This window comes from Bradyrhizobium sp. LMG 9283 (assembly GCF_045571415.1).
Classification (GTDB): Bacteria; Pseudomonadota; Alphaproteobacteria; order Rhizobiales; family Xanthobacteraceae; genus Bradyrhizobium.
Genome location: NZ_CP120691.1, coordinates 7,622,280 through 7,634,234, shown reverse-complemented (window position 1 = coordinate 7,634,234; position 11,955 = coordinate 7,622,280). Strand labels below are relative to the sequence as shown.

Here is an 11,955-nt window from a genome sequence, read left to right as displayed (position 1 = left end):
TGAACAATCGCCAACCGTGAGGTCGGCGATCCGCACGTGTCCAATTGCAAGTCATCGATTGCGTGCCCGCAAGGACTGGCGGCTCTTGCTCTCCTGCAAACGAGCTCGGAATTGTCGCTTTCACGATAGCCTTGCGATCATGGTGCAGTCCCCGACAACGAGACCGTGTTTGTCGGGTTCAAAACATTCGGCGTCAATTTCGATTTCATGAAGCCTATACAGCCCCTTACTTGCGACTGATGCGCGCCTGGCACGGTCGTTGCTATCGAAAATGAGGTAGCACCGCGTAAGGGCTGAGTGCAGCCCTAGATGAACGATCACTTTTCCGCCCGCAAGCCGTGGGTCCATTCTGAGAAAGAAGCAAGACCTTGCATTTTTCGCATTCGGTTTGATGGAGAGCGATGTGGATTTGCCTAAAAGAGCCGACGAGACAAACCGCAACTTCTGGACATATCGGCACTGTCAAACGACCGTTGCGTTGTCAGCGTTGCCGGGCTCGGTGAACAATCGTAGCGAGCGGCATGGGGGGCGCACGACTAGAATTCGGCTGACGTGCTCAAGCGTGCCGGCTGCGGAGGCCGCCGACACATTAGGTGCCTTGACGCATCGTGTCGCCATTTCGCCGACGAGTTCGCCACAAATCGCATAGCGTACCTCCAAGGTCGAGCAAAAAGAGGTCAAGATAGGCCCGTAATCCGGGCAATACGGAATCGTCGACATGTCACAAACGATCGGCGCTGATAGCGAGTGCACCGCGAATGAATGCGCAGAGCACTGGTCAGAGCCGAAAAATAACATTTCATCAGATGGCGACTTTGTTCGGTACTGGAGCCGAGCTGCCGATCGGCTGCGCGCGGTGGCCACTGTCGGGAGGCGAACCGAGGAGGCGATCAGAAGGACTGGGATTGGCTTGCAGCTATCCTCCGAGAACTTTAACGGTTACGACCTGTCAGATTTCCCGTTGCGACGCTGTACCCTCAATCGTGCGCAGCTCTACGGAGCAAAGTTGGATCGGGCAGACCTTTCTGGGGCGAATCTTATCTGCCCGGGGCTAGAGAGGGCAAGTTTCCTCGGGGCCAAGCTCGATTTTGCGTATATGCATGCGATTGCAGCGCAGGTCTGCAACTTCGATGATGCCAGTCTGCGCAACGTAATTGATGCAACCGGCAGTTTGTTTCACGGTTGCAGCATGAAAAGGACACGCTTTGACAATGCGATGCTCAGCGGGCTCCTCGTTTACCAGTGCGACGCGAGTGATGCTGTATTTGATGGCGCGGAATTACAGGGTTCGACCATCAATGAATGCTTCCTTGCTTCTGCTTCCTTCCGCTTTGCCAAGCTGAGCCAAGTCACGATCACGAAGGCGCATCTGGCGGATTGCTCGTTCTTCCAGTCAAAGGGGGACTGTTTATCGATCGTGCGTCCTACCTCGGTCGACGGTCTTGTCCTGGAAAGCGCTCATCTTCCCTATTTGAGACTCTCAAAGGTGAGCGGCCGCATTACGGCGAGAGCGCTGAGCGCTCCATTCGCCGATCTTCACCTGTCAAATCTTTCAAGTGCGGAGCTTGAGCAGGCAGACTTGACCGAGGCGCGGCTTCTGTCCGTAAGCTTGTCCGACGCGAACCTCGTCGGTGCTGTGTTGAACGGCGCATCTATTCGTTCCTGTCAGCTCGATGGAGCGGACCTGTCTCGTGCATCAGGCGAAAGCATTTCGATAACAGAGAGCACAATGCGAGCCGCCAAATTGACGGGTTTTCGTGGCCGCTGTGCCTTTGTGCGCGACTGCGATCTTGAACAGGCAGACTTATCCCAGGCGTACCTCTACAGGTCGATGATTACCGGTGATCCCCCGCAATCAATGGCGTTGAATCACGCAAATCTCGAAGGATCCAATCTCGTTCAGGCATATCTCGCCGCGGGAATGACCGACAGCAACCTGGAGGCAGCGCGCGTCGCATATGTTCGCATGAACCAATCGTCCTTGCGCGACGCGAACCTGAGTGGGATATCGCCGTTCCAGGCCAGCTTCGTAAAGGTCGACTTTTCAGGCGCTAAGATAACCACATTCGAGCCACCGTTTTTTGCAGACCGATGTCCGGGACTGCAGACCGCTTTGAAGGGTGATCAGCCGCGCGAGCCATCAAGCTATCTGGCTGAATTCTCATCGGTGATCAGACGTGGTCGAGAAGGGTCAACCTGACTGCTTTGGAAGCCGCAAAATAGAAGGGACTACAGTGTCCGTGAGCTTAGAATAGGTTGATGCGGCGGTCCGAGCTGTGAGTGGGCGTTAAGGCTCTTTGGGGCTCCTTCGTGCGCGGCCAACACGACACGCAGGGCGGACCTTCGGCGATCCGACCGGTCAGATAACTCTTTTGGGGTTCAAAGAAACTGGAGTAAGAAAATGCATCTGGCGTGCCTTTCCGCAGGCAAAGCGTTCATCCGGGAGGTGGCGAGAACAGGCCAGTCTATTGGGACGGTACACACTCTAGGCGCCCTGCATCTTGGGCATGCAGAACTGATCCGAAGAGCGGCATCGGAGAATGACGTCGCGATTGTAACAGTCTACCCGAACAAGATCCAGCTTAGACCAGGTGGGAGCTACGATTTCAATTTGGACGATGATATTGGACTTGCCCTACGTGCGGGAGCAACGGCCGTGATTTCCTCGAACGACACCGAAATGTTCCCGCCTGGCTATCGAACGTTTGTATCGCAAGGCGACTATCATTTGCGTTTAGACGGGCCTGAGGCGTACTTGAAGGAAGCCGTTACCGGGGCGATCCGCTGGATCTGTTATGCGCGACCGACTCGCAGCTACTTCGGCCTCAAGGATATCGGTCAGGCGATCCTGGTGAAGCGCGCCGTCGCAGACCTCCTTCTCGATTGCGAGATACGGTTTGTGCCGACCGTGAGATACAGGAACGGAGTGCCCATTTCGTCGCGCTTGAGGCGATTTAGCCGCTCCGAGCTTGATGAGCTGTCGTGTCTCTTCAAGGCACTCAACCATTCGAGGAAAGAGATCGCCCAAGGCGCGTCGAGCGTCAAGGATCTGGTAGCGTCGGCTACATCTCAGATAGAGTTCCGAAAGTTTAAACTCGATTTTGTTCGGATTGTCGGCGCTGATAACTTCGAAGACCTAGAGCAGGTCAAGCTCCCTTTCATAATTGTTGGAGCGGCAATGGCTCATGGTCTCAGGGTCTTCGATAGTATCTACGTTCCAGATCAGGATACACTCCTGAATGGTCCTCCGGATGTCTGGATCGATCTGCCTGAACAATCCTAGCCGGGCGATTATGCATAGCGTGATTTTGACAAAAGTAGCCACTCCGTCCGTGCCGGAACGAGGGGCTACCTTACGGCTGTGCATTCGTCTTTACGTTGCCTCCAGCGCACAGCCATGTCCAACCAGCGGTGATAGCTCTCACGGATCCACTGAGTAGATCGACTTGGAAAGTCAATGCCATCCTCACTGTTCGACGTGGTAGGGGTGGGCTAGCTGCACTTTGAGATAGTCTGGTCGAGCGGCCCTTCGCAGCCAAAAGCCACGGCAGCTCGAAACGCTGAATCGGCTTTGGATCCGTAAGCGCAGAATCTGCGGAGACGATCATGAAAAGGCGATTGGAAGATCATAGAGCTGACGAGGAGTGTATCATCCCGCTGAGCAATCTGGATGTAAGCGAGGCCAAGCGCTTTCAAGACGACAGCATATGGGGTTGCTTCGAGCGATTGCGAAGGGAAGATCCCGTTCACTACTGTCAAGACAGCGCCTATGGCCCGTACTGGTCCCTCACGAAATACAGGGATATTGTAGCAGTAGATACCAATCACAACGTATTCTCGTCGGAGCAGGGTGTCACGATCGTCGAGGTGCCTGACGAGCACTGGACCCCGAGTTTCATCAAGATGGGGCCTCCGAAACACGCCGAGCAGCGCAATACCGTAAGTCCGATCGTTGCACCGGAAAGCCTGACGAAGCTCGAAAGCCTCATCCGCTATCGGGTCAGGGCAATTCTGGACGGCTTGCCGCGCAATGATCCGTTCAATTGGGTGGATATGGTCTCCATCGAGTTGACAACGCAGATGCTCGCCACGCTGTTCGACTTTCCATTTGAGGATCGGCGGCTCCTGACCTATTGGTCAGACGTAGCCGTTGCAGCTCCGAAAGCAGGCCATGCGATCGACAGCTGGGACAAACGAAGCACAATCTTGTCCGAGTGCCTGGACTATTTCACCCGGCTATGGAACGAGCGCATCAAAGCCGAGCCGCGCCTCGACCTGATTTCCTTGATGGCGCACTCGCCCGCAACGCGCCATATGAAGCCGAGTGAGTTTCTCGGGAATCTGATTCTGCTGATCGTTGGTGGGAATGACACTACCCGCAACTCGATTACCGGCGGCGTCCTATTCATGAGTCAGTACCCCTCCGAACTGCGAAAACTAACCGACAATCGCAAGCTTGTCTCGAGCGCCGTGTCTGAGATTATTCGATACCAGACGCCGATCGCACATATGCGCCGCACCGCCGCGACCGATAGCATCGTAGGCGGGAAACAGATCAGGAAGGGCGACAAGGTCATCATGTGGTACATCTCCGGCAACCGGGATGAAGAGATCATTGAGAACGCCAACAGTTTCGTCATCGACCGCAAGAATGTGCGGCAGCATCTCTCGTTCGGATTCGGCATCCATCGCTGTCTTGGCCGACACCTTGCGGAACTGCAGTTGAGAGTGCTCTGGGAAGAGATTTTGGACGAGGGACTAGAGGTCAAGGTTGTCGGCGAACCCGAGCGAATTGCGTCCAACTTCGTGCACGGTTATTCCGCTCTCCCCGTCCGGATTGCAGCCTAGCCCTGATCGCGCCGGTCTGGCAGCCGGCACGCGGTGGCTCGGGCTCGATCTGAACCATCTTTGCTTCTGCAAGAAGCGAAGATGGTTTGATCGACGCGAAACAATTTCTGCATGTCGGGATCTCGTCATCAGCCGGGCAGACGTTTGAAGTGCCCGTGAGGAGCGATAGCGCGCGGACCGCTTGCAAGCGCCTGGCAGGCCGAAAAGGCAACCGCGACGGTAACCTCCGATGTCCCGTCTCCGGGCTGTCTTGGATAGCCGGAACTGTAGAGGCCGATGAACTTGGTATTGAAGATTGTAGCGGTGGCAGCGATTTTCCTTGGAGAAGCGCTTTCGATATTCGCCGAGTTGATTGCCTCAAGGCAATTTGGAAAGGCCGGCGGTGATCTGGCAATGCTGTTGCCGATGTTTCTCCTGATATCCTTCGGTGGCATCCTCCTCGTTTTGGGATACGCGCTGGGCTACATGCATCTGAAAAATATCTGGATCATTGTCGCGATATCGGTGGGAGCTATTCTGGTATTGGAACCGATACTCACGCTTCTGCTCTTTAGAGACGTGCCGACAGCCGGTTCGCTGATCGGGCTGATGCTGGGTGCGCTTGGTACGCTGGCTGCCATATTTCTATGAGGGTGATCTGACCGGGCCTGGATGGGTGCCGGCTCGGCGAGAAGTAGCTTGAAAAAAGACTTGGGCAACGTCGATTCTGCTCGATTCGCAGGGAGAAATGTTGTTGCGAATCGGCCTTCAGCGTCTCGTCACAATCGGTGCATGGCCGTTGGCTTGGTAAGCTCTTTTGTCGAGGTCTCCTTACGAGATAGCGGACGCGTGCGGCGGCCGTAGGTCTGCCGATCGATATACGCTGGCCATTCCTGCCTGATCACATTCGCCGTTCAGGAAGCGAGCGGTCTCCCGGCTGCTCTCTAGCGTTTGGGATGGCTTGGCCCAGTTCGTGTGGAAAGAGCCACCGGCATAGGCGCGGGACTCTTACGGATCGCCTCCCGGCCGGTACTGTCGCAGTCCACAGCGCAGATCTTGGCCAGGGCACGTTAGGCTGCGGTCACGTACCTCAGCTGATTATCCCACAACTGACGCCGTCATCGCGCATCGCTGCCTTCACCAGCACAGGAGCCGCGATCGAAATGGAACCCATGGCGACATCGGCTTTCTTGTGCATCCGGAAGAACGCTCTTGGTCAGCTAGTCGTCAGCCAGGCGGTCTATCCAGACAGGCTGCACATTCTGGACTTTATCGGAGATAAAATATGACGGGCATTGGCCGAGCTGGCAGATCGCATGTTGGGGCCTCAGGAGCCGACAGCACCGGGCAATTGAGCAGTTCGAGCCTGGAGCCCGGCCTCTTGCCTGGGCAACGCAATCAATCCTTCGACGCCGTCGTGGAGCGGATGCGCTCCGGGCCTCAAGATAGAACCGCGGCGCTTGCGAACCAGCCACCGACTTCGGATGTGGCGGCGCCAACGCGGGACGAGATCAAGGCAGCAAAGCGAAAATTGGGCAGCCTGCTTGAGGAGTTTGAAACTTGCCGTCAAGCGGCCACGCGCGCCCGGAACTTGCCAGAGGCGCAAGAGTTGATCGACCAAGTCGTCAGGGCAGGCTCAACAGTTCTGGAGTACTACGCGAATCTGGCCCCCAACCTGGCGCGTCGCATTCTGCCCGACGATCGGGCTCGCCGGCTGCGCGACGACACGCTGGATGCGGCGAACCAGTGTAACGAAGTGGCCACCGAGATTATCTACGCCCTGGAGAAGAGCAAAAACAAAGCAGCAGACTGGCTCGAGAAGATCAGAGGCACCGCTACGCCCGACCAGCTGAGTCGCGTGGTTGCAGGCGTGGCGGATCACTACGCGGCCTGCATGGATTGGTGGGGAAAGAAGGCACTGCGCTCGGAGCGGATGCAGTCCGTCTGCGCGGCTACTGCCAACTTGCCAAGCAGCACGCTCGAGATGCGCAAGGCCGAAGAGGCCGCACTACGACTGCATACCGGCTGGGCACTCAATACGAAATGCATGTATCTGCAATCGCGGATCGCTCTCGCGCAGCTCTTGATTGGTGAGCAAGCGAGCACGTTCGAACCAGCCGTGCACGACACCCTCATGGACGAGAACGGGCGGGTGCGTCTGCTCGGGACCTTCATAGGGGATGTTTTTCCGGCATTCGTCTCGACCGCCGAGGCCGTTCTGAACAGCAACGGAGCGCCGCTCGACGCCGAGCATCGCGCCGTTCTGGAAGGAGTCATGGAGCGGCTTTCGGAATTCGCATCGGGGGTGAGCTCCATGGTCGCCACGCTGAGGGAGGCCGGAACGGGAGCTGACCTTCCGTTGCAGTTGCTGGACGAGATCGTGGAAGGTGCGTGGCTCACGGCGAACGAAGTCATGCGGCTGCTGGCAGTGCAGCCAAACACGGAAGCTACGATTGAACCGCCGGCTTGGGCTGCGCTGCCGGAAAATACTGCTCTCGTGGGCGAAGGCAGTCCAGCGCGCAGAAAGGGCAAAGGAAGACGCGCAGCGGCCGCAGGCGAGGGGAGTTCGACGGCCCGCCCGCCCGAGCCGCAACTTGCGCGGCCCGATGCCGCCACGGCCCCGACAGGCAAGGTTATCGTGCTCTCGGATCTCGGTACCAAGAAGCTCGTGACCGCGGAGGAGGCACGGGCGAGGGCGTCAACCTCTGCCACCGAGCACCTCCAGATGTGGCAGGCTCCGCCCTCCAGGAAAGCACTGGCGGGATTACTCGAGCGACTGGACGAACTGCTGCAGTTTAATCTGCCGGCTCAGCAAAGCGCCGTCTCGCAAGCGCGCCAGATGAAGCCCGAGGATGCCGACCACGTCTTGGATCTCGTCATTAAGCGCTTGCAGACGCAGGCCGCCGAGATTGAGGCCTGTGTAGCCGCGCTGGAGGAGCTTCGCCGACGTGGCCTACTCACGCCTGCGCAAGTGCCCGAAGTGCACGAAAAAATAGTCCGGCTCAAGAGGATGTGGTCCGAGGTGCAGGGACAGGCAAACTCATTGAACGCGCGGAAGGCAGCAATCACGAGCGATTGCCTGAAGACCTATGCGTTTCCATCGCAAAAATACCTTGAACAGTTGCGGGCGGCGGGGGAACTGGCGTCAGTGGATCCACCGCGCGCCTTGAAGGAAGAGCCAGGGACGCTATTCGAGATCAAGCTGCAGCCCAAGGCGCTGCGCAGTGGTGAGACGCCAAGACCGATGTGGGTGCACATCCATACCAAGCGGCCGGTACATGCCTGGGAATTGGCAACGCTGCGCGATCGCGAATTCGCCGCTTGCCACGTAAAGTCCGACCAACAGCGCGGCTACAATCAGCACTGGCAGAGCGCTCGAGCCGCCGAGGGGCACGAGAATGTCGTGATCCACCGCGGCAAGCTCACCCCGGCGTTCTGTAGGTCCTTGTTGAGCACCGCCGCTGGCCGCCATCCGTGGCACCCCCTTCCCGATCCGGAGGTGTCGGCGCAGATGGCTCGACTGGGGATCTAGTGAGCTGGTTGTCTTGCGGCAGTGTGCCGTTCGGTGGCAGCTTCATGCCTCCGGATCGGCTCGGCGGATTGCCTGAGCAGCACCGAGCCCCTTCAGGCTCCATCTGGCAACAGGATGGAGCCTGGGGAAGAGAACACGCACCACGGAGGCTTGTCAGCCGGCGATCCGGGTCGCCGACAAGCAAGCTGCCATTACGAGGCGTGGCGAAGATCGGCGCTCGGGCGAGAAGCTAGGCCACTGAGTGCGGCAGGCGGAGAAACATGTGCCTGATGCCGGCGGCGATCAGCTCGGATGTACCGGCGCTTTCGCCTGTCTGCCCGCCGCGAACTGGCGCGCAAACCCTTGGCGGAGCTTGAGCGGCTTGCGCGTGGTTCGGATGCACGGGAGCTGAGCATCCCGGGCCGCTTTGACGAATCGAATCGGGCGGTGCACAATAACGCTGCCTGTTTGATACTCTTGCATAAGGCTACGACGGCCCAGCATCCCGCCTCCATGGCCTGCGGAAGATGCTGGGGCTTCTCGTTCTTCGTTGAGCGCCTCAAGCCGAGTGACGTCGGAGCTGCTTCTCTTCAAATGACAATGGCGCCGAGCGCCGCCGAGACAGTTCCAGTACATGGGCGTAAAGCCAGTCATGTCCCTGCATTTTTTCAGTCGCCATCACGAGCGACCAACGGTGGCATCGCCGGAAGCGTAGGCGATGCCTTCGCAGCCCGATCAGCTTGGCGGGGGCTGTCCATTGAGTCCGTGGCGCGAGCTCACGACAGAAATCCGTATCATTGGTCTGACCGATCTTTACAGCTCGATGCCGTGCGGCCCAAGCACCCGGTGCATCACCTCGCTTTTGATCTCGGGGGCGATCTCGTTCACGATTTGAGGTCCGAGCGTCCGCTCGGCATCGGCATCGCCCGTTAGGTCCGCTTCGGCGAGCCCTTGGTTCAGCCGAGTTTGAAACTCGTCGCCCATCATCGACGAGCCGCTCCTCCATTGCTGCATGCTCTTCGGGGGCAATGCGCCTCAGCACCGTTTCCCAAGCTTGCCAACGCGTTGCTAGATAGTCTGCAAAGCCTGTAGCTTCCCGCTCCCGCACCGTTGCGATCGCCCTCGCAACGTCGTCGCCCGTGACGTGAGAGACGGTCAAAAGCGCATGTCAGGGGGACGTGTCGCAGCTCCAGTGGGTCGCGCACCTGGGTCTGGTAGGCGAGATAGACCTCGATCTCGTCGACAGCAGACGCTTCCCAATGCGCCACGCTGCGCCACAGGCGCCCGGCAACCATATCGCGGCGATGGCAAGTTCTGGCCAGCAATGCAGTCCCGCTCGGCAGCCAGCATGCCGCCGCGATCGGGTCGGTCGAAGCCTTGCCGTGTATCCTGCAGCGCAGCCGAACAAAAGAATGGGTAAGCGATGTTCGCAGTCGTCTTATCGGTCATGAACAATCGCGCGTGCAAATGTGACGCAGGTGCCTTCGGGCAGCACATGTTCGAACCATGCAAACGACTGTCTCATTGCCAGGACGACACAACTCAGGTCAACAACACGCTGTGTTCGAGTGATCCGAGAAATGCGTCGAGCCCGTCGAGAGCTCGGAAACGGGCTCTGCACGTTCCGAGCGGCCTAAGATAAAGCCGTACGGTGATGTCCGAGCTTATCCATTCCGTAGATAGACCAGATCAAGAAAATCAATTTTACCACTTGCACAGTCGTCATATAGACGTCGAGGACGGCTGGGCCAACCTAGGGAAGCGATTTCTCGAATGAAAAAATTCGTGTTTGTGACTGCGAGTGCCCTCGCGCTTGCAACGGCGGCGGTGCCGGCTTTTGTTGCAAAGGTTGCCGCACAACCGGTCACCACCAAGGTGCAGGTAGCCGATACGTCATATCCTCAGTGCGCGGATGACCCGCTGGATGGTATCTGCGACCTGTTTCTTTGTTTGACCGATCCGTCGTGCGTACAACACTGACAACGGAAAACAAATCAAGAAGAGAATGAGGATAGAGACTCGTGCGGCCGCCTGCTCCGACGGCGGCCGCATCCTCTTCTTGTACGAGTAAGCTGCCAGATGGTGCAGGCCGGGCCATCTTCTTCTGTAAGATGATCTGAGTGATTGCTCACTTACACCCAGTCGGGTGACGATAGCCATCGCGCAAATGCTGAATCGGCGTAGGTTGAGTGAGCGGAAAAATTCCTTTGACCGTGACGCTGCGTTTTGACGCGAGCCCCTGCTCGATGTGAAATTGGTCGAATTCTCAGGATAGATGCTTTTGGATACTACGCCCAAGAGCATCCATCGGCTCGATGTTTCGCTTTTCGGGCGTCATGGATGTCATCCTTACCTGTTCGCCTAAATGACCGCACCTAACCTATATACGGCGTCAATATGATCCCAAGGACGGCGACAACGATAATTACTTGAACTCTTGAACCGCGCAGCTGTTCTTTCGATCAATTATGCTTTGCTTTTTCTTTTGACGCGAACGGGCCGTGGCAAGGAAATTGCCGCAAGATCGTGCGGACGCGTCGGAACCCCCGTATGGTCCAAGACTCCACGGCGGTGTATCGCGTGTCCGTCGACCGCGAGCAATCGTGGGGCGGCGAAAGTGTTTCAGATGTGTCTGCCGGGCCGCTCGCGCTCCCTGACTGCAAAGTGGCCTAAGCTAGATGAACCATCGGGAAGAGTAGCTTCTAGCGTCGCGTGCTCTACCCGCGAGTGCCCCACCGCTGAAAATGTTCCTCAATGTCTCTTTCCATGGGCTCGACGAGCGTGAACGTCCAGTGACATCGGCGCGTAGTCGCTAAGGTGGCGCTATCAACGAAGCTGCCGAACGAAACGTTCTGCCCATAGAAAGCGAGCGAAGGTGCTTGTCGCGGAAAATTCCTGCGTTGTTATCACTCGTTCAAGAGCGCGATAACAGACTCTCGTTAAACCAAGCCAAAGTCTACGAGGGCGCAAGAAGAAAGCTGCGATGAAATTGTGTCTGCACAAGCCGCAATCGCTCTTGGGAATACAAGCGCGAACGTCTCCTTTATAGAATCCTGCGGAAATACGTCAGAGGCCAAGCGTTTGCGCACGTGAGAACAGAGTATTTCCTTGGGCGCGCGAAGTGCAAGCGGAAGAGCGGATGTAAGGCGGATCAATTTCGGGTCTCGTAGCGGACGAACGGGCCAGAGCCCTCGCCTCGCGAGTGGACGAGCATGACAAAGACTTGCGAGCAAAGTTGTGGATACAGTGGAGCTGGGCGGCGCATTAAAAAGGAAGGATGAACGAGTGGCGTCAAGCCCGCGTTTCGCCAACAGCTCTTCTGCAAGCCCAACAGCGAGCTGCAGGCAACATAGATCTAGGTTCATCCTCCTCGGCGCTGGAGCAAGCGCAAAGCTCGTCTCCGCCTATGCCGGACCAGATTATTTCGCAGCCGTCAGCGCGAAACCTATCCAAGAGTGAGCCAAAGGCCTCGAGGTAATACTCTGACATGAGTGGCAGGCGTCGGTTTGGCGCAAGATCCAGATCAATCGCAGGCATGTGGGCTTGCAGGTCGACGGCGTGATCGCGGCAACTCAGTTTGCCCAAAATGCTCGCTCGCCCATCAATCTGCTTGGGGC

At 57.6% G+C, this 11,955-nt stretch carries 7 protein-coding genes and 1 pseudogene; 6 read left to right on the top strand and 2 right to left on the bottom strand.

Going from position 1 to position 11,955, the window contains the following annotated elements; genetic code table 11:
- Positions 1-718: 718 nt before the first annotated feature.
- The 5 genes from P6U29_RS35540 (at position 719) to P6U29_RS35520 (ending at position 8,359) form a co-directional block, all read left to right on the top strand.
- Complete coding sequence (locus P6U29_RS35540; RefSeq protein WP_407114825.1) at positions 719-2,200, top strand: pentapeptide repeat-containing protein; 1,482 nt, start codon at positions 719-721, stop codon at positions 2,198-2,200.
- Positions 2,201-2,401: 201 nt separating this feature from the next.
- The gene (locus P6U29_RS35535) at positions 2,402-3,283 is read left to right on the top strand and encodes a pantoate--beta-alanine ligase (protein ID WP_407114824.1); all 882 of its coding nucleotides are present in this window, start codon (positions 2,402-2,404) and stop codon (positions 3,281-3,283) included.
- Positions 3,284-3,606: 323 nt separating this feature from the next.
- The gene (locus P6U29_RS35530) at positions 3,607-4,848 is read left to right on the top strand and encodes a cytochrome P450 (RefSeq protein WP_407114823.1); all 1,242 of its coding nucleotides are present in this window, start codon (positions 3,607-3,609) and stop codon (positions 4,846-4,848) included.
- Positions 4,849-5,124: 276 nt separating this feature from the next.
- On the top strand, positions 5,125-5,478 hold the full coding sequence (locus P6U29_RS35525) for a hypothetical protein (protein ID WP_407114822.1): 354 nt from the start codon (positions 5,125-5,127) through the stop codon (positions 5,476-5,478).
- A 634-nt stretch (positions 5,479-6,112) separates the two neighbouring features.
- Entirely contained in the window at positions 6,113-8,359 is a 2,247-nt protein-coding gene (locus P6U29_RS35520) for a hypothetical protein (protein WP_407114821.1), read from the top strand.
- Between the two features lie 792 nt (positions 8,360-9,151).
- On the opposite strand, the gene P6U29_RS35515 is transcribed toward P6U29_RS35520, so the two are convergent.
- Together P6U29_RS35515 and P6U29_RS35510 are read right to left on the bottom strand one after the other, a co-directional pair.
- Positions 9,152-9,325: a hypothetical protein gene (locus P6U29_RS35515; RefSeq protein WP_407119614.1), complete on the bottom strand. Its 174-nt coding sequence runs from the start codon at positions 9,323-9,325 to the stop codon at positions 9,152-9,154.
- An 88-nt stretch (positions 9,326-9,413) separates the two neighbouring features.
- Positions 9,414-9,633 (bottom strand): annotated as a pseudogene (locus P6U29_RS35510) (NEL-type E3 ubiquitin ligase domain-containing protein); the annotation flags it as partial.
- Between the two features lie 478 nt (positions 9,634-10,111).
- Here P6U29_RS35510 and P6U29_RS35505 point away from each other — a divergent pair.
- A complete protein-coding gene (locus P6U29_RS35505) occupies positions 10,112-10,318 on the top strand; it encodes a hypothetical protein (RefSeq protein WP_407114820.1) in 207 nt (68 codons plus the stop codon).
- Positions 10,319-11,955 lie beyond the last annotated feature (1,637 nt).